Origin of the sequence: Providencia sp. PROV114 (assembly GCF_032704305.1) — a bacterium.
In the GTDB taxonomy this organism is placed as follows: domain Bacteria; phylum Pseudomonadota; class Gammaproteobacteria; order Enterobacterales; family Enterobacteriaceae; genus Providencia; species Providencia rettgeri.
Window position 1 is genome coordinate 1,185,534 of record NZ_CP120528.1, and the last position, 21,172, is coordinate 1,206,705.

Sequence of the window (21,172 nt, forward strand, 5' to 3'; positions counted from 1 at the left end):
AGTTGCAGCGTTGTTGATTGCGTTCAGATAGCCGAATCACATACTTTTGTATGCACATCGGTCTATCTTCACTTGTCGCCTAGCTGTAACTCGAATTATTTAGAGTATATACTCGTTATATTTCAAGCCGTATGGGTGTTGACTGCACTAAGATAGCCGGGTCATAGACTTTTGTATGCTCATCGGTCTATCTTCACTTGTCGCCTAGCTGCAACTCGAATTATTTAGAGTATGTGGTATTAGGGGAATACCTTGATACCCCTATTTATTGAATATTCTAAAAACAACCTGTTTTTCAGTAAAATAACTGTCTCCAATCCTTCATAAAAGCTTCATTCATCAACGTTATGATTCCGCCATCAATTATTGATAGCCTTAAAATGGAAACATAATAATGCAGAATAACTATTCTATTAAACGTAAACTGGGCTCGTTATCTTTATTGGCTAGTTTAATTTCATTTAGCATCATTGGGTTTGCTCAACAAGAAGTGCCAGCTACATTAGCGGGTCACTCCATTCTTCCGGTTAATTCCACTGTCGCTACACCTGAAAATGCACCTTCAGACATGCAAGTGAGTGGTAAATTTACCACAGGCGCTCGTGTAGATAGTTTAGGGAAAGTGGAAGGTAAATCTGCAGATCGCCCAACGGGAATGCACATTCCAATTAAAGGCCAACCACGTCAAGGGCACTCGGGTATCAAACGCATGGCGGATGGTACTTACTGGGTTTTAACTGATAATGGATTTGGCAACAAAGTAAACTCTCCTGACTCTATGTTGTATGTCACTCAATATGACATTGATTTTCAAACGGGTAATACGACACCATTAAAAACGGTTTTCTTCCATGATCCCGATAAAATTATCCCTTTTCATATTACGAATGAAAGTACAAAAGAACGCTATTTAACAGGCAGTGATTTTGATCCTGAAAGCTTTCAATTTGCGGATGGTGCTTTATGGGTTGGTGATGAGTTTGGTCCTTACTTAATCAAAATGGATTTGGATGGCAAGGTATTAGCCTTGTTTGAAACGCAAGTAGATGGAAAGAAAGTCGTTTCTCCTGACCACTACCAAATCACCACACCGGGCAAACCCACAGATAAAGTGACTTTCCAAGTCAACCGTTCGAAAGGTTTTGAAGGTATGGCATCATCGCCAGACGGTTCTAAGCTCTATCCAATGCTAGAAGGGGCGATTTGGCTTGATGACAAACAAGATTATGAAAATGTTGATGGCAAACGTGCAGCACGTATTCTTGAATTTGATGTAAAAAAACAAGATTGGACTGGCAGAAGTTGGTTATATGTCTTTGAAGATAACCAAAACGCCATTGGTGATTTTAATCTTATTGATGATACTCACGGCCTAATCATTGAGCGTGATAATGGTGAAGGTACAGCAGATAAAGCCTGCACGGCGGGAAGCAGTAATACTGAAAATTGTTTTAGTAATTTAGCTAAATTCAAGCGTGTTTATCGTATTGAATTTTCAGATAACAATATAGGCAAACCAGTAAATAAGCAGGCTTATATTGATTTAATGAATATCAAAGACCCGAACAATATGGCAAGAAAACCCTTAAATGACGGGGTGTTTACTTTCCCATTCTTTACCATAGAGAACGTTGATGTGGTTGATAGCGAACACATTATTGTTGGCAATGATAATAACTACCCGTTCTCATCCAGTCGTGAACCAAATAAAGCGGATGATAACGAATTTATCTTATTAAAAGTTCCTGAGCTGTTAAAACCGTAATTGATTTTGCGCCACATTTTGATTTTTCCGGTGGCACAAATAAGCGGTATGTTTTGATCCAATATCTGGTCTTAAACTTGTTTTCCCTTTGGTTTTAATTTTTCCCGAGCTAAGCACTCGGGATTTTTTATTTGTGATTGAGTGCAGGGGGCTTCATCATCAAGGTAAGACCTAAAATCACGACAACAGGCGCAGCAATAATCAAAAATGCAGGGGTGAAACTCCCTGTGAAATCTTTTATTGCACCAGCAATAAAAGGCGCTAAACAAGCAACGGTTGAAATTAAATTCACCACAGAGAATAGTTCTAGGTATGGGCCTCGGCCAAAATAATTTGAAAGCAAAACACTTGATGCCAAAAAAGTCATGCCGTAGCCAATGCCAACGCATAACACAAACAAGATTAGCCATAGCCATGAGGTGGCAATACTGAGGAAGATAACACCTAATACCATGGTAATTAGGCTACCAATTAATAGTTTCTTTGGTTCTAGCCATTCCCCAGCGGCCCCACCAATAAGCCTTGAGAATGCATTAACAAATGCCATTGTGCTTAACAATGAAACCGCCACGGTCAAGCCAAAACCACGCTCTTCAATATGGGCAACAGCAAAGCTATTAACGGTAATACCACACCATAAAAATGAGGTATAAGTTGCAGCAATTAAGTAAAACTGCCATGTACGTAGTGCTCTGCCGACTGTCCATACTTCTGGAGTGCGATAAATGGGTTTACTCGCATCACTCACTTGTTTTTGCATCACTTTTTTTGCGTGTTCTTGTTCTTGTTTACCTTCACGCAGCATAAAAATAGTGATTAACGTGACAATGCTCAGATAAACGGCGCATAGAACCCAATGCATACGCCAAGAGCCTAACTGGTTTGAGGCGTAAAAGTAAATCCAAGGGCCTGCAACGCCTCCCAAACCCCCGATGGTGAAATATAACCCAAAGGCAAGGGATTGCTTTTCAAATAGCCGTGAAAGTACGTAAGTCCCAGGAACTGTGGCGAGTAAGGTGAAACCAATACCAATTAATGCGGTGCCTAAAAAATAGGTGCTGATGGCTTGCGTGGAATAAAGGCTATAAAAACCCGCAACAAAGACACTAGTACCTAGCAATAAAGTGGCCCGTACACCGACTTTACGGATCAGTAGAGAAGGGAGAAAACTCGCAAGCCCGCAAGTTAAGCCCAGTAGCGTAAAACCAAATCCAGCCTCACTCCAACTCCATTTGAGCTCACTTATCATCTCAGGCAAAACCACACCAAGAGATGTAAAGGTGGTTGCAGTGGCTAAAAAATAAACCAGCCCTAATAGAACAAGAATGCACCACTGATAAAACGGACTAAAAGGCTGCGAGGACATATTGACTCCAGTAATGCCGCACACCTTAAATCAGGATATTTGTTTTCTGGATGACGGCGTAAATAGCATAATGCCCGAAAATAGGTTCGGGCATCGAATAGGGCTATTTTCCCTATTTATTGGTGAGAGTACCAGTCTAATTTTGCATTTGCCCACTCAATGCCACTTTTGTACTCATTTGGTAAAAGTGGAACTAAAGCAGCAAGTGTTGCAGACAATTGATTGCAGTCGCGATGAGAAAGGTTTAAATGGCCCACTTTCCGAGCAGGGCGCACCTCTTTTTCATACCAGTGAAGGTGAACTAGGGGGAAATTTAACCAGTTTATATTTACATCCGTACCAATTAAATTGACCATAACAGCAGGGCTATACACTTCAGGTGATGGCATTGGCAGGTTTAAAATGGCACGTAGATGTAACTCAAATTGGCTAATGGATGCGCCATTTTGTGTCCAATGGCCGCTATTATGTACTCGAGGCGCAATTTCGTTAATCAGTAGGTTATTGCCCACGACAAAGCATTCCATTGCCATCACACCAATATAACCTAACTCATCCATGACCGCGCTGAGCATGGCTTGAGCTTGTTCCTGTTGCGGGTTAGTTGACTTAGGGAAGGCTACACTCGTTCGCAAAATACCTTCTTGGTGCAAATTATGAGTAATTGGGTAAAAAACGGATTTCCCCTCTGCATTTCGGGCCCCAATGACAGACACTTCCGCATCAAAAGGGATGCCTTGTTCAACGATACATTCACCGTAAATTTCAGCGGGTAAGTCTTTTTCATCACCAGGGCGAACACGCCATTGACCACGCCCGTCGTAGCCGCCAGTTCTGCGTTTTACAATGAGGAAATCGCCTAAAGTTGCAAATAATTCAGGCCATTGTTCAGGGGATTCTAATAATGCCCAAGGTGCAGTGGAAAGTTGCAAACTATCAAATAAACTTTTTTGTGGGAACCTATCCGCTAAACGTGGAAAAATATCACGGTTAATAAAGGCATTATGGCGAGCTAATTCTTTTGTCAAAGGTGTTTCTGGCCAGCGTTCAATTTCAGCGGTGATGACGCTTTGCTGATAAGGAACGGCTTCCGGCTCTGCATCAAGCCCAACAGGAAAAACGGCGATACCTAATGGCTCACCCGCTTGACGCAGCATGCGACCTAGTTGGCCATTACCAAGCACACAAACGGGTTTCATTATGCTTCCCTCGGGTCTGGGTTGTTTAGCACATCATTGGTTTGTGCTTCACGCCACGCGGCAAGGCGGTTGAAAATAGCAGTATCACTTATTGCTAATACCTGAGCGGCTAACAGTGCTGCGTTTGCTGCACCTGCTTTACCGATTGCTAGTGTGCCGACAGGGATACCTTTAGGCATTTGAACGATGGAGTATAGGCTGTCGACACCACTGAGAGCAGCGCTTTGTACTGGTACACCAAAGACAGGTACTAAGGTTTTTGCAGCTAACATACCCGGTAGATGAGCGGCACCACCAGCGCCTGCAATAATCACATCAACCCCATTTTTTTTCGCATTTTCAGCAAAGGAAAATAATTTATCCGGGGTACGGTGCGCAGAGACGATTTCGACATGAAAAGGAATTTGGAGTTCATTTAATACATCAGCAGCGTGCTGCATTGTCGTCCAATCACTTTTCGAACCCATAACAATGGCGATTTTTGCCGCAGATTGAGCAGAAACTTGGGCAGTCATTTGGTGCTTTCCTGTAGTGAAAAAAACATGACCCTAAGATGGGGAAATTGAATTAAGGTGATCATATCACGGGAATGCAGTCAGGAAAACGTTTGCGTGATTAATAATTAAGCAAACGAGTCGTGTATGCGAAGAGAAATTCTGGGGCTAATTAAAATTACTCGAATGGAAAGAAAATCAGTTCAATGCCTTGCTCGCTAATGACAAAAGCAGAACCTTCATAGTGCCATGCACCTAATACACCTCGATAATGCAATTCACCACCGATATTCACCTCATGAATAGCAGGGCGGTGAGTATGACCATGGATCATCCATTGCGCTTGGTGCCTTTGTAATGCATCAATAACGGCTTGCGAATTGACGTCCATAATCGACTCGGCTTTCATGCTGCTTGCATATTGGCTATTTTGTCGCATTTTTTGCGCGATACGGCGACGCACAAAGAGGGGGAGTAGCAGAAACAGCCGTTGGACCCAAGGTGTGTGAACTTTTTTACGGTAGTTTTGATAGGCGGCATCGTCTATACATAATGTATCACCATGCAAAATTAAAATACGTTTACCATAAAGTTCGAGCAATGTTTCTTGCGGTAATAGGGTCATGCCACACTGTTTCGCATAGCGTTTACCGATTAAAAAATCCCGATTTCCATGAATGAAATAACAGGGTATTCCGCGATCTGTAAGCTGTTTTAGTTCGTTGGCAACTTGTTGATGTAGCGGGTTGTTGTCATCATCGCCCACCCAATAATTGAAAAAATCGCCGAGAATATACAGGCTTTCGGCATGGATGGCTTGCTGTTGAATAAAGTTGATAAAACCGGCGGTGATCGCCGGTTCATCTTCACTTAAATGCAAATCTGCAATGATGTAAGTGGACATGCGTCAGGTTTACTCGCTGACAGTCACTTTTTCAATGATAACGTCTTCACGTGGAACGTCTTGGTGGAAACCGCTACGGCCAGTTGAGACACCTTTGATTTTGTCAACAACGTCCATACCTTCAACCACTTCAGCAAATACACAGTAACCCCAGCCATCTGGACGTTCTGAACGGAAGTTTAAGAAGTCGTTGTCAGCAACGTTGATAAAGAACTGTGCTGTTGCTGAATGAGGGTCGTTAGTACGAGCCATTGCTAAGGTACCACGGCTGTTTTTTAAACCGTTGTTAGCTTCGTTTTTGATAGGTGCTTTAGTGTTTTTTTGTTCCATGCCTGGCTCAAAACCACCGCCTTGGATCATGAAACCATTAATAACACGATGGAAAATGGTATTATTGTAAAAACCTTCACGGCAGTAAGTTAAAAAGTTTTCGACTGTAACGGGGGCTTTATCGTCAAACGTTTTGATAACAATATCACCGTGATTGGTATGAAATGTAACCATAATAGCTATCCTGAATAATTGTTTTTTGTGCGCTAACTTGCGAAAGCGTTGAGATCAGCACGTTTATATCACAGATAAAACCTGACTTGAAGCGGAAGGAAGCTTAGCGGGTAGTTTATAGCATAATAGGTGTGTATTAAACCTAATGAATAAACTGAAAAGGAAGCGGGGTAAACCCTTGCATTCTTAAGGTGATCGGGGTTCAATAACATGATATTTTATCGGTAGAAATCGATAATCATTTTTCAAATAAATGGAAAAGTTCAGATGCTACAAATTTTTAATACACTAAGTCGTCAAAAAGAAGAGTTTAAGCCCATCCACGCAGGGAAGATTGGGATGTATGTGTGTGGCATCACTATCTACGACTTGTGTCATATCGGCCACGGCCGTACATTTGTGGCATTTGATGCAATTAGCCGCTATTTACGTTATTTGGGTTACGACTTAAATTATGTGCGCAACGTCACCGATATTGACGATAAAATCATTAAACGTGCAGCAGAAAATAATGAAAGTGTCGAAGAGCTAACAACACGTATGTTGGCTGAAATGCATAAAGATTTCGATGCATTGAATATTTTACGCCCTGATAGCGAACCACGTGCAACGCATCATATTGGTGAAATCATTGAATTAACCCAAAGCTTGATTGAGCGTGGACATGCTTATGTTGCTGCGAATGGCGATGTCATGTTTGAGGTGAAAACTGACCCAAATTATGGCCTGTTATCCCGTCAAGATTTAGAGCAGTTGCAAGCAGGTGCTCGCGTCGAAGTGGCTGATGTAAAACGTAATCCAATGGACTTCGTCTTGTGGAAAATGTCTAAAGAAGGCGAACCAAGCTGGGAATCCCCATGGGGCTTAGGCCGTCCAGGTTGGCACATTGAATGTTCGGCAATGAACAGTAAAACATTAGGCAACCATTTTGATATTCACGGTGGCGGCTCAGATTTAATGTTTCCACACCATGAAAATGAAATCGCACAATCTACCTGTGCTCATGATGGCCCTTATGTGAATTACTGGATGCACTCCGGTATGGTCATGGTTGATAGAGAGAAAATGTCTAAGTCTCTCAATAATTTCTTCACTATTCGTGACGTACTTGAGTATTACGATGCAGAAACAGTGCGTTATTTTCTGTTATCAGGCCATTATCGTAGTCAACTTAACTACACAGAAGAAAACTTGAAACAGGCGCGCACTGCGCTTGAGCGTATGTATACGGCATTGCGCGGTACCGATAAATCGGCAGTTCCTGCTGGTGGTGATGAATTTAAAGCACGTTTCATTGAGGCGATGAATGACGACTTTAACACACCAGAAGCTTATTCCGTGTTGTTTGACATGGTACGTGAAGTTAACCGTCTGAAATCAGAAGATATATCAGCGGCCAATGCGATGGCGGCACAACTTCGTGAACTGGCTAGCGTTCTTGGTTTGTTAGAACAAGACCCAGAAAGTTTCTTAAAAGGCGGCGCACAGACTGAAGATGATGCGGAAGTGGCAAAAATCGAGGCATTAATTCAACAACGCCTAGATGCGCGTCAAAATAAAGATTGGGCGCAAGCAGATGCGGCTCGTGATGAGCTGACAGCTATGGGGGTTGTGCTTGAGGATGGGGCTACTGGTACTACGTGGCGTCGCAAATAATACGCGTCATATTTCGTGCTGTGGCGGTGTTGCCATCACTTGGCTACTTGGGTCACATACTTTTGTATGCTCCCCAAGTTATCCGCGTTCGGCGCCTAGCCACAACACGAACTATTTAGCGTATTAATAAGAGTCATATTCATACTGTGGTGGTGTTGCCATCACTTGGCTGCTTGGGCCACATACTTTTGTATGCTCCCCAAGTTATCCACGTTCGGCGCCTAGCCACAACACGAACTATTTAGCGTATTAATAAGAGTCATATTCATACTGTGGCGGTGTTGCCATCACTTGGCTACTTGGGTCACATACTTTTGTATGCTCCCCAAGTTATCCTTTCGAGTACTGATGGACTTAAAAAATCCTGCATATTTAAACGGTTAGATATTGATATTTAACCGTTTTTTATTTTTAGTGTGAAATAAAAGCCCCCCAGTTAAGGGGGGAATAAGACTACCAACAGGGACTAGGAATGGAACTTAAATCTGAGCGATTAAGCAATACTTGCCATTTCTTGTTGAGCTTCTTTGGGCGTTGCTTTTTTGACAATGGCATAAAGCACACCAGAAACCACCGTACCAGCTACTATCGCGAATAAATACATCAATACATGATTAATAGCTCCGGGTATTAACAGCACAAATAAACCACCGTGAGGTGCCATCAACTGAATACCAAAGTACATGGATAGCGCCCCAGTTATTGCACCACCAATGATACAAACAGGAAGAACACGGATAGGGTCTTTGGCGGCAAACGGAATAGCACCTTCTGAAATAAAACATAAACCGAGAACAAAAGAGGCTTTACCTGCTTCGCGTTCAGCGGGAACAAATTTATGTCTCGCTATTAATGTGGCAATCCCCATTGCCAGTGGCGGCACCATACCTGCAGCCATAATCGCTGCCATTGGTGCGTAGGTTTGTGAACTTAATAGGCCGACACCAAAGGCGTAAGCAGCTTTGTTGACCGGGCCTCCCATATCCGTACACATCATGGCACCCAATATTGCACCTAAGATCACTGCATTGGTGGTTCCCATGGTATTTAGCCAGTTGGTTAACCAGTCCATCAACCACGCTACAGGGTGACCAATCACATAGATCATGGCTAAACCGGTAAATAAAGTCGAAATCAATGGCACGATTAAAATCGGTTTTAACGCTTCCATTGTTTGCGGTAATTTTAATCGAGTGCTAATAAAGTGAGCACTGTAGCCCGCAAGGAAACCGGAAATGATCCCGCCTAAAAAACCTGCACCTAAGGTGGTCGCAAGTACCCCACCGACTAAACCCGGGGTTAGCCCTGTTCTGTCAGCAATGGAATAGGCGATATAACCCGATAGTACAGGCACCATTAATGCAAGGGCTGTTTGCCCACCAATTAGGCTAAGCGCCCAGGCCAGAGAGCCTTCTACATTGGATGCATCTAAACCAAAAGCAAATGAAAGTGCAGTACACAATCCTCCTGCCACAACCATCGGGAGCATATAAGACACACCTGTGAGTAAGTGCTTATAGACTCCGCGTTTTTCGTTGGATTGGCTTGATTGTGATGAGTTTTTGCCATTTTGTGGTGAAAATGTACTCGCCTCCTTTATCGCTCTATCTAATTCCTGTGCTGTTTTCTTCAATGCTGCACTGGTAGAGGTGCGGTACATTGGCTTTCCCGCAAATTTATCCACATTGACTTCGATATCAGCAGCGACAATGACTAAATCAGCTTGTGCAATTTCTTCTGGTGTAATTTCATTTCCAACCCCTACAGAACCACGGGTTTCTACTTTGATATTCCAGCCTCGTTTTTTTGCTTCAGCTTCAAGTGCTTCTGCGGACATATAAGTGTGAGCAACCCCTGTAGGGCAAGCTGTAACGGCTAATATAGAGAAAGTTTTTGTGTGCTGCGGTTCGGCAATTTGTTGTTCACAAAGTGTGGCTTCATTAATTGCTGATGTCAGGAATTCAGCAGGTTGCCTAACAGCGACATCGGGGTGGCCGAAATAGATTTTTTTGTCTGCACAATTGAAATCTTCAGGCAACTGAGTGTCAAAACAAATCACAATATCAGCATCAGTAAGCTGTTCAGTGAAGGTGATATTTTGTAAGGCAGATACATTCTTTAAGGCATCGATGGCTAGCCAGCAAATAGCAGGGCCTTGCTGGTGGCTTGGAGCGATTAATATTTTCATGTTTTTCATCCTCATTGAGCCGTAAACGGTTGTAAGTCAACCTTTGTCATCATATGTGCAAGTTGCGCTCGGTCTGTGATACCGACATTGGGTTGGGAGACTGCAAGTGCAGAAATGGCAGTAGCTAAGCGTAGTGTGTGCTCACTTGTCTGCCTCATCATTAGCCCGTAAATTAACCCTCCTACCATTGAGTCCCCTGCGCCAACGGTGCTGATAACGTCACATTCAGGTGGTTTAGCAAACCAAGCGCCTGATGAATTGACCCACATGGCACCTTTTTCGCCTAAAGAAACCACCACATGGGCAATACCTTGTTGGCGAAGTTGATTTGCGGCATCAACAATATCTTGATGAGTGGGAAGAGATTTTCCTGCCCAAATTTCAAGTTCACGATGATTCGGTTTTACTAACCAAGGAGAAGCTTTGAGTCCAGCAACAAAAGCTTCACGGCTACTATCAAAAATGACACACATGCATTGTTCTCTAAGGCGTAACATCCATTGAGTAAAATCTTTTAAATCAACGCCTTGAGGTAAACTTCCACTGACGCAAATCATATCAAACTGACCCGCCCAGCTGAGTGAGTCGGTGACGAAACGTTGCCAATCCGCTTTAGTGACACTGAAGCCTGAAAAATTAAAATCGGTAACTGCACCGGTGTGCTCTGTCAGTTTTACATTGATACGGGTGCGGCCTTCGACAACCTGAAAGCGGTTAGCAATTCCTGTTTCGCTGAACGCTTTTTGGAAACCATCTTGGTTTTCTTTACCTAAAAAACCACCAACAGTGACATCAATTCCTAAGTTTTTAAGTACTTTGGCCACATTTATGCCTTTTCCAGCGGCATGAAGCCCAGCAGTTTTGACTAAATTCACATCACCTCTATGAATATCAGGTAAAAGCCCAACTAAATCATAGGCGGGGTTTAACGTGATAGTTGCGACTCTTCTGCTCATGCGATTTCTTCTCCAAGTCCTGAGTTAATTGCCTCGCCAATGGTAACGATAGCTTCTTGTGCATCTGTACCTTCTGCGTGAATTCGTAAACGGTGCCCACATTTAGCGCCTAAACTGACGATTTTCATTAAGCTGCGACCATTTACGGGAGTCGCAGTACCATCAAGATTACTCACAGTAATAGTGCTTTCGAACTGCTTAATGGTGGTGACTAGCTGGGTGCTCGGGCGCGTATGTAGCCCATGTGGATTAAGAACGGTGAAGTCCTGAGTGATTACGGATGTACTTGATGATTCACTTTCCGTGTGTGAATCTTCACTACGCAATAAATTAATTAAATTGTTAACGTTACCATTGTTGTTAATTAGATTTAATTCTTTATTTTTCAATAAATTATTTATTTTAAGTAAAAAAGTTTCTATCTGATAATTAGCGTAAGAGAGAGTGATTAGGGCATTGACTGGGTTACCTTGAAAGCTAAATGTTTTTTTTACGGTCGTTATCGCAATCGCATTCTGAATATTTCCAATAGGGCTATCACTTAACCAAATACCTTGACCTAAATACGAAGGTGTTTGGGTGAGAACTTGGGTAATAAAGTCAGTACTAACAGCTTGGGCGTTTTGTAAGTTAATAATATTCTGTATTTTTAATGTGTTTATATTATCAACTTGAGCACTAACAGTGACCATTGAGTCATCAAGTTTCACTGGTTGAGTTTGGCGTTCACCCATTAGAAGTTGCTTTAAGGCTTCAGGGGTGTCAGCTTTGGCCATCGCGTCAGCTGTGTGCTCATCACTGATAATGTGGGTTAACTGGCGAAGTAATTCGAGATGTTCATTGGATTGAGCCGCAATGCCAATAACAATATAAGCAGTTTGGTTATCACCCCAGTCAATACCATTAGGGAATTGGAAAACAGCAAAACCTGTTTTCAACACTTGGTCTCGTGTCTGCGTTGTCCCGTGTGGGATTGCGATACCATTACCCAAAAAGGTGGGAGCTTGGGTTTCTCGGTTAAGCATTCCTTGTGCGTAACCGCTTTTTGCATAACCTGCATTTTCGAGAGCCTTAGCGACTTGTTCTATTGCATTTTTTTTATCAGATGCAGCAGCTGCAAGGTGGATATCGCTTATTGGTAAGTTAAACATAATTTCTCCTGATTATTATTTATTGCCGGATCAGCCAGAAGACTTGCAAGCGGATCTGATTATTTGTTAATCATGTTATCGTTAACAAGGTTAGCTGAATCGTTTAGCCTTGTCTATGTCGCTAAGGTACGAAATACAAAAAATGAGAGCTAAGTTAAATTTTTTAAGGGGAGGAACTGAGTGTTTTTTATCTGTCTTATGACAAAGCTGAAGTAATTGCTGAAGCTTTTTGTTTTTGTAAACCAATAAGTTAAATTATCAATATGCTTGGTTATTTGAATGTTTAATACACTAAATATGGCTAAAGAAAAAATCTTCTAAAACCTCAAAAGAGCTTTGGTCGTTTTACAATAAATCGGATTATTTTGAACAAAGGGGGAAAGGGAGGTGGTTATTTATTATGCAAAGAGAGGTAAGCTGAAATTTTTCAGCTTACCTAAATGTATTATTCTACAACTTTAATTTTTTGGCTGCCCATTGAAACGATTTTACCCGCGACAATTTTACAGCGTTTACGTGTTTCGACCACACCATCAACTTCAACTAAGCCATCTGCAATCATGGCTTTTGCCATTGCACCGCTTTCCGCCCAGCCTTCAATTTTTAGCAAATCACACAGTTCGACGTGTGGGTGCCCATTTAAATTGAATATATCCATGATTACTCCAAAATTACATTAAATATCGTGGTACTCTTCACATGCTTGAAGGGTGTTTTGAATTAAAGTCGCAACGGTCATTGGGCCAACACCACCAGGCACTGGGGTGATCCAAGCTGCGTTTTTCGCGGCTTCGTCAAAATCGACATCTCCTGTGACTTTGCCGCTATCTAAGCGGTTGATACCGACATCGACCACAATCGCGCCAGGTTTAATCCATTCACCAGGAATAAAATTGGGTTTCCCCACTGCGACAACAACTAAATCAGCATGGCGAACGTGGTGTTCTAAATCTTTGGTAAAGCGATGCGTTACTGTTGTAGTGCAACCCGCTAGCAGAAGCTCTAAGCTCATTGGACGACCAACAATATTGGATGCGCCAATAATTACAGCGTTTAAACCATAAGTGTTGATACCGCAGCGCTCAAGTAGAGTAACAATTCCTTTAGGGGTGCATGGGCGAAGGCGCGGCGCACGTTGGCACAAGCGGCCGACATTATACGGATGAAAACCATCAACATCTTTGTCTGGATGAATACGCTCAATAACTTTGACGTTATCAATCCCCGCAGGTAATGGTAGTTGAACTAAAATTCCGTCAATTTCAGTATCTTGATTTAAATCATCAATCAGTTTGAGTAATTCAGCTTCTGTTGTTGTATCTGGCAAATCATAAGAACGTGAAATAAAACCGACTTCTTCACAAGCACGGCGTTTGCTGCCGACATAGATTTGTGACGCGGGGTTAGCGCCAACTAAAATCACAGCAAGCCCAGGGGCGCGTTTTCCTTGTTCTAAACGTAATTGTACTTTTTGAGCAACTTCTTGCCTAATTGTCTGCGCAATCGTTTTCCCATCAATAATTTTTGCTAACATCTGTAACTTAATCCATATATGAGACACGGTAATGACTCTATTTTGTCAGAAGTTAAGGTCATTGTCAGTTCAAACTATTACATAAAATGAGCATATAGTTATTTTAGTAGCGAAAAGCCATTGACTCAGCGCGCAGCAACCGTATAATTCAACGCCATCAGCCAGATAGGCTGCCCGCATTATCAATGCGCCCTTAGCTCAGTTGGATAGAGCAACGGCCTTCTAAGCCGTAGGTCACAGGTTCGAATCCTGTAGGGCGTACCATTTCGAAGTCAATGGACATCAATCGATGTCTTTTTTTATGCCTAAAATTCAGTGGATTAGCTGGTTTTTACCTTATAGTCTTCCCAAGTAGCCCTCATGAATACCTACAAACTATTTTTCTATCAGATTAACTTTCTTATAAATGTACTAAGCTCGACCAGTTTGATAGAAATCGATTCTGATAATACGATATGGGCGTTTCATTTAAATAGGAATTGATAGATGAAATTAAGTACTCAGACTGCGGATCAAAAATACGTACCTCTCATGTAGTTTCTTTAAAATCGAAAAATCATTGTGATAGTAAAGCAGACTTATCCATTTGGCGGTAATAATGAACCGATCTTTATCGGGAGCCATAGATCCAGAAACTAATAAGTGAAAACATAAGGTTATGTTTACATTCGATAACAGTTTATTGATAACCAATCCTATTTTTATAAGCCAGAGAGTTAAAATACCTGAAAATTGCCTTCTCTTACAAAACAGTAATCTTAGATGAAGTAGCTTTGGTGTATTCAATGTCACATTTCGCACATTTATTCGATGAACTCTTGAAAATATTGCCAATAACAAGTGATTGCTTGGCAGTAATTTCAAGGTGATTTTGGATAAGATCACTAGAATGAAAGGGTAGGGGTATTTACGGTAAATGGAATATCGCGACATAAACCCAACAGTGAATATACAGGTGAGGAGTACTTATTGGGAGATCTTTCATGAAACTCTATAGCGAAGATTTTTTTATCACACCACAGCAGCACATTGCGGTTGAACCAAGGGTACCTCAGCCTATTTTTCCTGAGCATACACATGATTTTAGTGAGATTTTTTTGGTGACTCAAGGCGTTGGCCTGCATGTACTTAATGGGCGGCCTTATACATTATGCCCAGGTATGGTGTGTTACATTAAATCCAGCGATTATCACTTATTTGATAATGTCTCTAACCTCAATTTAACTAATGTGTTATATCGTTCAGACTCTGCCTTTACTTATTTAAACAATATCAGTCATTTTTTTCCTGCCGACACTGAAAAAAACATTTCCCATTGGCTATTAAATAAAGAGCATTGCAATAAAGCGCAACAGCTTATTGATAAACTTAACGAAAGTGATGGTTCTGACCCTGCTTATACTGAAAGTTTGTTCTTACAGTTAATTATGAACTTGCAAGAGGGACGTTATAACCACGTAGGTGAGGGGAATAATGAACAGCGTATTATTCAGATGTTACGATGGTTGAATGCAAACTTTATGGAAGAAATTGATTGGGAAAGTTTAACCACTCAGTTTTCGGTTTCGCTGCGTACTTTTCATCGATATATGAAAAATAATTTAGGCATATCGCCACAAAATTATTTAATAAAATTAAGGCTATCTGAAGCATATTATCAAATCCGTTTTTCAGAGAAAACTATTACAGATATTGCGCTGGAAAGTGGTTTTAATGATAGTGCGTATTTTTCAACGCGTTTTAAGAGCGAGTATAATTTCACACCTCGTGACCTGCGTCATTGCAGTAATTAACAAAGATCGCCATGATCATCTTTACACTTTTTTGAGGTGACCATGATACAAAAAATTATCACTCTCAACAGCAGCGATTATTTTATTCGAACTGAAAATACCGTGACGGTAGAAAAACGGAATTCTCAGGAAGATTTTATTATTCATAGCCATGATTTTAATGAGTTTGTGATTGTTTTTTCCGGGAATGGCTTACACCATTGGAATGGTGATGATTATCCGATTACGTGTGGTGATCTGTTTTATATTAACGCAGAGGATCGTCATGGCTATCACTCTGTAAATAATTTAAAACTGGTAAATATATTATATAAGCCTAATGAGTTTTTGATTCAACAATCTATTGAAAAGTATGTGCCATTAGGCCATCAGCCAGCAATATCTAGGCATTGGAAGCTACCGCCTTCGAGTTTACCAACATTAACGCCAATTATTGAAAAAATAGCATCAGAATGCCAAAAGCCTGATATTCCATCGATTCATCTTTGTGAAGGGTTATTCTTACAACTGGCAATTTATATTTACCGTTTAAGGTATCAGCCTGACCAAGCGCCAATAAGCTTATTACATCAAATGGATCAGCTAATAAACTGTTTAAATTTAAGTATAAATACACCATTTTCATTAGATAATTTTGCTCAGGAACACCAGTTGTCCGCGCGTTCATTACAGCGTTTGTTCAAGTCGAAAACAGGAATGACGGTAATGGAATATCTGCAACAATTACGTCTGTGCCAAGCGACATTATTATTACGTAGTACTTCATTGTCTATCAGTGAAATCGCGGGGCAATGTGGCTATGAGGATAGTAATTATTTTTCGAGTGTTTTCCATAGAAAAATGAATATGACCGCAAGCGCATATCGACGCTGTTTTTTACAGAAAAATAAATTGAGGTAAGTGCTAGCCAAAGACTAGCACTGTCTGGGGGATATTAGTCTAAATAAAATACCGATCTTAACTCATCACTGATAGGGCTGTTGTCAGGGCTTGATGGCATAATATCCGACATATACCTCCACCATTTTTGGCATACTTCTGTTTGTGCAACGCTATCCCAGCGTTCTTGTGATTCAATTTCCACATAGGCGAACAATAAATTTCGATTGTTATCTAAGAAAATAGAATAGTGATGTGCACCGTGTTCTTTGAGTGTAAGCACTAATTCAGGCCAAATTTCATCGTGTCGGCGCTGGTATTCTTGGTGAGCGTTAGGAGCAACTTGCATCACAAATGCTTTTTTTATCATGATACTGTCCTCTAATAAATCGCTTGATATAATTCAGCGATATCCTCTAATGTTGCATCACGTGGATTACCCCCAGTACACACATCATCAAAGGCGGCTTGAGCAAGGGATGGAATATCCTCTGGTTTCATGCCGATTTCACGCAGTTTTTCAGGAATACCAACGTTTTTGTTTAGCGCAAAGACAGCTGCAATGGCGGTATCTCTGGCTTCTTGAAGTGGTAGGGAGTCTATATTTTTTACGCCCATTGCACGGGCGATATCGCGGTATTTTTCCCCTGTATAATTTGCGTTATACGCCATGATATGAGGCAATAAAATGGCATTGGCGACGCCATGAGGTGTATTGTAAAACGCCCCAAGTGGGTGAGCCATACCATGCACCAACCCTAAACCAACGTTAGAGAAGCCCATTCCAGCCATATATTGTGCAAGAGCCATTGTTTCAACGCCTTGCGGGTCGCCCTTAACGGATTGCCGTAACGAATTGCTGATCAACTCTATGGATTTAAGGTGCAGAGCATCGGTAAGTGCCCAAGCTCCTTTCGTGATATAGCCTTCAATGGCATGAGTGAGGGCATCAACGCCAGTAGCAGCCTTTAAGCTTGCAGGCATGGATGCCATCATTAATGGGTCAATAATGGCTACTATAGGGATACTATGGGGGTCAACACAAACAAATTTACGGCACAGTTTGTTGTCCGTGATGACATAGTTAATCGTGACTTCAGCCGCGGTTCCTGCGGTCGTTGGGATGGCGATAATTGGAACCGCTGGGTTTTGGGTTGGAGCGACACCTTCTAAGCTCACCACATCTTCGTACTGTGGGTTATTGATAATAATCCCAATCGCTTTAGCGGTGTCTTGTGGGGAACCACCACCGATAGCGATAAGATAATCTGCATTAAATTGTTTGAAGTGTTTTAGTCCTTGTTGGACGGTATCAATGGTTGGGTTAGGAATAACGGCATCATAAATGGCGTAGTCCAATTTAGCGTTATCTAATAATTGGGTGACTTTACTGACAACATTAAATTTAACCAGATCCGCATCCGTAACAATCAGTGCTTTGTTAAATTGGCGTTTTTGAATTTCCTCTACAAGGTGGTTAATAGCCCCTTCGCCAAAGTATGAGGTTTCATTGAGTATCATTCTATGGGTCATCGCTGACCTCCCGATCGATTAAAATAAAAAGTCGTTACGTTATGCTGCCATTCCCAAGCCAACAATGTTTGCAGCTAAGATAATCACTAAGCAGCCTAAACATAAAATTCGGACAGGTTTTCTGCCAGTGCCTTTCCATTCTTTTAGGGCTAACCCCACAATACCGCCACACAGAACATAAAAACTCATATGTAGCATCCAGCTCATAAAGCCGTATTGTGATGGGATATTGGCGTGTCCCCATGCGTAGAAGAAGAATTGGAAGTACCACATACCGCCACCCAAAATGGCAAATAAAATATTGCTGATCAGTAGGGCTTTGGGGACAGAGATATCTGATTTGAAAGAGATATCTTGGCGATAAATAAGCCTAATAAAACAATAACCTAAGTTGATTAATGCGCCGCCACCCATGATGATGACGTAACTTGGTAATGCGACATAAAGAGAAGAAACGCCGAGGGCAGCGGAAGCTTCGTGCATAGGGACGGCTGCACTCATGGCGAATGACATACCGGCTGAGAAAATACCGCACATGACTGCCAGTAATAAGCCTTTTTTCAGGTTAAACTCTTCAGCTTGCACTCCGGTCGCCTTTTCTTTCAGTAACCCGGCATAGGAAACGATAGCAACCCCTAGAACAGCCACTAAGACACCAAGAATCGTTAGTTTTCCGCCAGTCGAGGCAATCAACTCGCCAAATGTGCCTTGAATAATAGGGGTCATCAAGGTACCAACAATGAGTGTAATACCAATGGCAATCCCAATCCCCATTGACATACCTAAATAGCGCATGGTCAAGCCATAACCAATATTACCAACCCCCCACATGGCGCCAAATAAAAATACAGGGATCAGAATACTTGCACTGAAAGAGTTGTAATAGGCCCAAAAGTCAGGAAGTAAAATATAACTGATGGTCCAAGGTAAAATAATCCACGAAAAAATACCGGCAATGGACCACATCGTTTCCCATGACCAGTTTTTAACTTTTTTTAATGGTGCGTAAAAGCAGGCAGCTGAAGCTGCGCCGACAAAATGCCAAAAAATACCGAGTAAAATTCCACTGCCCATGAACTATTCCTCACTGTTTATTATCGTTTTAATTTCTCTGTGGAAGGAAAGGGGTATCCACAGAGAAACAGGTTTTATTTCAATGCATCAGACATTGGTGTGACATTAAATCGCTTGGCAAGCGCAATCAGATTTTCTGTTGAAATAGTTTGTTTTTTACCACCCATGGAGAGAACTTTTACCAATATCTCCGCAGATTTTTCTGCGGTATCAATTAAACCAAAAGCATCATCTAAAGTTGGGCCAGAGCCAAAAATACCGTGGAATGGCCAAAGTACTAAGCCATGTTGTTTCATTTGTTCCGCTGTTTCTAAACCGATACCATCTGTGCCGGGGACCATCCATGGCAGCACACCAATACCATCAGGGAAAACCACCAAACATTCAGTACTCATTTCCCATAAATGACGAGTGATGGATGCACTATCGAGCGGTAAAACATAACTTAATGCAATGATGTTAGTTGCATGACAGTGCATGATGACTCGGTTAGTGCCATTAGTGGCTTGCATACGTGTGATATGCGATTGAAAGTGTGCAGCAAATTCAGAGGTTGGTATTGCACCATTCACAAAGCCCCAAACAATGTGGTAACCCTGACCTTCGTTATCGATACGAACCAGACCCAAGTTATCTGCGGGGTCTAAGGCAACGTTACGGAAAAACTTACCGGAGCCTGTAACAATAAAATATTGGTTTGCGAGCTCTTTAACTGGCTCTGTCGCTTCGATATAACGTGGGTCAGCGTGAAAAGTGTGTTTAAATGGCGAAACATCATCTTCAGTGAGTCGTAAGCTCACATTACCGCCATTACGTTCATCCCAGCCTTTGAGCCACATATCGCTGGTGGCTTTTATCATTCCTTGAACAAACCAAGATGTCAGAATATCTTGCATACAATTCACCTTAACGTGTTAATAATGTTGATTTTTCGTATTTTTTAACTTCATCTAACCATTTTTCGCCGACAGGAACATTGTTGCGTTCACAGTATTCATCCCAAACAGCTTGCCATGGCAGGCATTTTTGTTCTTCTAACAGCGCGAGGCGAGCTGTGAAGTCTCCTTCAATTTCGAGTTGGCGTAGTCTTGTGGTTGGTTCAAGTAAGGCGCGAAGTAACGCTTTTTTCATATTACGAGTCCCAATGACCCAAGCGGCAATACGGTTAATTGATGCGTCAAAGAAATCGAGGCCAATATGCACACGGTTCTTTAAGTTATGGCGAATGATTTCATTGGCAATGGCTTGAGTTTCATCATCGAGTAAAATGACGTGGTCACTGTCCCAACGCACAGGACGGCTGACGTGCAGTAATAGACGTTCAACATAAGGAATGACCGCTGAAATTTTATCCGAAATGATTTCAGTTGGATGGAAATGCCCCGCATCTAAACATAAAGCGGTTTTACGTGTGATGGCATAGCCCAAATAAAACTCACTGGAGCCTGCGGTGTAAGATTCTGCACCAATACCGAATAATTTACTTTCGACGGCATCGATATGATATTTAATATCAATTTTTTCACTGATAATTTCATCCAATGACTCGACTAAGCGTTGACGAGGGGCATAGCGGTCAATAGGGAGATCTTTCATGCCGTCAGGGATCCAAATATTCATCACGGAAGCGCTGTTTAATGACTCACCAAAATACGCAGAAATACGGCGGCAAGCTTGTCCATGACCAATCCAATAGTCTCTAATTTCCTTATTACTGTGAGTCAGCGTCGCTTCGCTACTTAGCGGATGGGAAAAGTAAGATGGGTTAAAATCGAGCGCGATATGGTTTTTTTTCGCCCAATCAACCCAATTGGCAAAATGGCGAGGTTCAATTTCATTACGTTCGACGGCGGTATCAGCTTCGAGGTAAAGAGCGTGCAGATTAACGCGTTTAGGGCCCGGAATTAAGCTCATTGCTTTATCCATATCTGCACGTAATTCAATTGCATTAGTCGCTTTGCCGGGGTAATTACCTGTAGCTTGAATACCGCCGCTTAAAGCGGTTGCTGATTTTTCAAAGCCGGCTACGTCATCTCCCTGCCAGCAATGCATTGATACAGGCAAGTCAGCCATAGCTTGCATCGCTAGTTCAGTATCGATACCAAGGTCAGCAAAACGTTGTTTGGCAATAAGATAACTTTCTTTGTAATTAGACATGAAATTTTCCTTATAACTT

Annotated in this window: 19 protein-coding genes and 1 tRNA gene; 5 read left to right on the forward strand and 15 right to left on the reverse strand. The window is 41.8% G+C overall.

The genetic code is table 11. From position 1 onward, the window contains the following. Positions 1 to 394: 394 nt before the first annotated feature. Positions 395 to 1,765, forward strand: coding sequence for an esterase-like activity of phytase family protein (locus P3L37_RS05095; protein WP_272667434.1), 1,371 nt, complete (start codon positions 395 to 397; stop codon positions 1,763 to 1,765). 127 nt (positions 1,766 to 1,892) lie between these two features. Here the strand turns inward: P3L37_RS05095 and P3L37_RS05100 are convergent, their stop codons facing one another. The 5 genes from P3L37_RS05100 to ppiB form a co-directional block, all read right to left on the reverse strand. Beyond that, positions 1,893 to 3,131 carry a CynX/NimT family MFS transporter gene (locus P3L37_RS05100; protein ID WP_004913552.1) on the reverse strand — a complete coding sequence of 413 codons (1,239 nt, stop codon included), beginning with the start codon at positions 3,129 to 3,131 and terminating at the stop codon, positions 1,893 to 1,895. A gap of 116 nt (positions 3,132 to 3,247) precedes the next feature. Continuing rightward, positions 3,248 to 4,330, reverse strand: a complete 1,083-nt coding sequence (purK, locus tag P3L37_RS05105; protein ID WP_109912076.1) for a 5-(carboxyamino)imidazole ribonucleotide synthase — start codon at positions 4,328 to 4,330, stop codon at positions 3,248 to 3,250. Further along, positions 4,330 to 4,845 carry a 5-(carboxyamino)imidazole ribonucleotide mutase gene (gene purE / locus P3L37_RS05110; protein WP_004913545.1) on the reverse strand — a complete coding sequence of 172 codons (516 nt, stop codon included), beginning with the start codon at positions 4,843 to 4,845 and terminating at the stop codon, positions 4,330 to 4,332. Before purE ends, purK begins: the two co-directional genes overlap by 1 nt. 157 nt (positions 4,846 to 5,002) lie before the next feature. Beyond that, positions 5,003 to 5,728: a UDP-2,3-diacylglucosamine diphosphatase gene (gene lpxH / locus P3L37_RS05115; protein ID WP_110732201.1), complete on the reverse strand. Its 726-nt coding sequence runs from the start codon at positions 5,726 to 5,728 to the stop codon at positions 5,003 to 5,005. A gap of 9 nt (positions 5,729 to 5,737) precedes the next feature. Beyond that, positions 5,738 to 6,232: a peptidylprolyl isomerase B gene (gene ppiB / locus P3L37_RS05120; protein WP_004913539.1), complete on the reverse strand. Its 495-nt coding sequence runs from the start codon at positions 6,230 to 6,232 to the stop codon at positions 5,738 to 5,740. 267 nt (positions 6,233 to 6,499) lie between these two features. Here ppiB and cysS point away from each other — a divergent pair, with 267 nt between their 5' ends. Beyond that, positions 6,500 to 7,888 (forward strand): cysteine--tRNA ligase, encoded by a 1,389-nt coding sequence (gene cysS / locus P3L37_RS05125; RefSeq protein ID WP_272667433.1) that lies wholly within the window; start codon positions 6,500 to 6,502, stop codon positions 7,886 to 7,888. Positions 7,889 to 8,381: 493 nt separating this feature from the next. On the opposite strand, the gene fruA is transcribed toward cysS, so the two are convergent. From fruA to folD, 5 genes are all read right to left on the reverse strand, one after another. Then, entirely contained in the window at positions 8,382 to 10,076 is a 1,695-nt protein-coding gene (gene fruA / locus P3L37_RS05130; RefSeq protein ID WP_004913531.1) for a PTS fructose transporter subunit IIBC, read from the reverse strand. An 11-nt stretch (positions 10,077 to 10,087) separates the two neighbouring features. Beyond that, on the reverse strand, positions 10,088 to 11,032 hold the full coding sequence (fruK, locus tag P3L37_RS05135) for a 1-phosphofructokinase (protein ID WP_110732200.1): 945 nt from the start codon (positions 11,030 to 11,032) through the stop codon (positions 10,088 to 10,090). Beyond that, entirely contained in the window at positions 11,029 to 12,183 is a 1,155-nt protein-coding gene (gene fruB, locus P3L37_RS05140; protein WP_109912081.1) for a fused PTS fructose transporter subunit IIA/HPr protein, read from the reverse strand. Before fruB ends, fruK begins: the two co-directional genes overlap by 4 nt. A 445-nt stretch (positions 12,184 to 12,628) precedes the next feature. Beyond that, entirely contained in the window at positions 12,629 to 12,841 is a 213-nt protein-coding gene (ybcJ, locus tag P3L37_RS05145) for a ribosome-associated protein YbcJ (protein ID WP_004913522.1), read from the reverse strand. Positions 12,842 to 12,859: 18 nt separating this feature from the next. After that, positions 12,860 to 13,717: a bifunctional methylenetetrahydrofolate dehydrogenase/methenyltetrahydrofolate cyclohydrolase FolD gene (gene folD / locus P3L37_RS05150; protein WP_004913518.1), complete on the reverse strand. Its 858-nt coding sequence runs from the start codon at positions 13,715 to 13,717 to the stop codon at positions 12,860 to 12,862. 187 nt (positions 13,718 to 13,904) lie between these two features. Here folD and P3L37_RS05155 point away from each other — a divergent pair. The 3 genes from P3L37_RS05155 (at position 13,905) to P3L37_RS05165 (ending at position 16,410) form a co-directional block, all read left to right on the forward strand. Beyond that, positions 13,905 to 13,981 (forward strand) — tRNA-Arg (locus P3L37_RS05155). 719 nt (positions 13,982 to 14,700) lie between these two features. Beyond that, positions 14,701 to 15,510 carry an HTH-type transcriptional activator RhaS gene (gene rhaS / locus P3L37_RS05160; RefSeq protein ID WP_109912082.1) on the forward strand — a complete coding sequence of 270 codons (810 nt, stop codon included), beginning with the start codon at positions 14,701 to 14,703 and terminating at the stop codon, positions 15,508 to 15,510. 42 nt (positions 15,511 to 15,552) lie between these two features. Further along, positions 15,553 to 16,410, forward strand: a complete 858-nt coding sequence (locus tag P3L37_RS05165) for a helix-turn-helix domain-containing protein (RefSeq protein ID WP_004913509.1) — start codon at positions 15,553 to 15,555, stop codon at positions 16,408 to 16,410. A 34-nt stretch (positions 16,411 to 16,444) separates the two neighbouring features. Here the strand turns inward: P3L37_RS05165 and rhaM are convergent, their stop codons facing one another. The 5 genes from rhaM to P3L37_RS05190 all read right to left on the reverse strand — a co-directional run bounded on the left by rhaM (position 16,445) and on the right by P3L37_RS05190 (position 21,153). Continuing rightward, positions 16,445 to 16,759, reverse strand: coding sequence for an L-rhamnose mutarotase (gene rhaM / locus P3L37_RS05170; protein WP_109912083.1), 315 nt, complete (start codon positions 16,757 to 16,759; stop codon positions 16,445 to 16,447). A gap of 11 nt (positions 16,760 to 16,770) precedes the next feature. Continuing rightward, on the reverse strand, positions 16,771 to 17,922 hold the full coding sequence (fucO, locus tag P3L37_RS05175) for a lactaldehyde reductase (protein ID WP_004913500.1): 1,152 nt from the start codon (positions 17,920 to 17,922) through the stop codon (positions 16,771 to 16,773). Between the two features lie 39 nt (positions 17,923 to 17,961). After that, positions 17,962 to 18,996 (reverse strand): L-rhamnose/proton symporter RhaT, encoded by a 1,035-nt coding sequence (gene rhaT / locus P3L37_RS05180; RefSeq protein ID WP_004913498.1) that lies wholly within the window; start codon positions 18,994 to 18,996, stop codon positions 17,962 to 17,964. A gap of 74 nt (positions 18,997 to 19,070) precedes the next feature. Then, positions 19,071 to 19,892: a rhamnulose-1-phosphate aldolase gene (gene rhaD, locus P3L37_RS05185; protein ID WP_004913496.1), complete on the reverse strand. Its 822-nt coding sequence runs from the start codon at positions 19,890 to 19,892 to the stop codon at positions 19,071 to 19,073. Positions 19,893 to 19,902: 10 nt separating this feature from the next. Then, positions 19,903 to 21,153, reverse strand: coding sequence for an L-rhamnose isomerase (locus P3L37_RS05190; protein WP_109912084.1), 1,251 nt, complete (start codon positions 21,151 to 21,153; stop codon positions 19,903 to 19,905). Positions 21,154 to 21,172 lie beyond the last annotated feature (19 nt).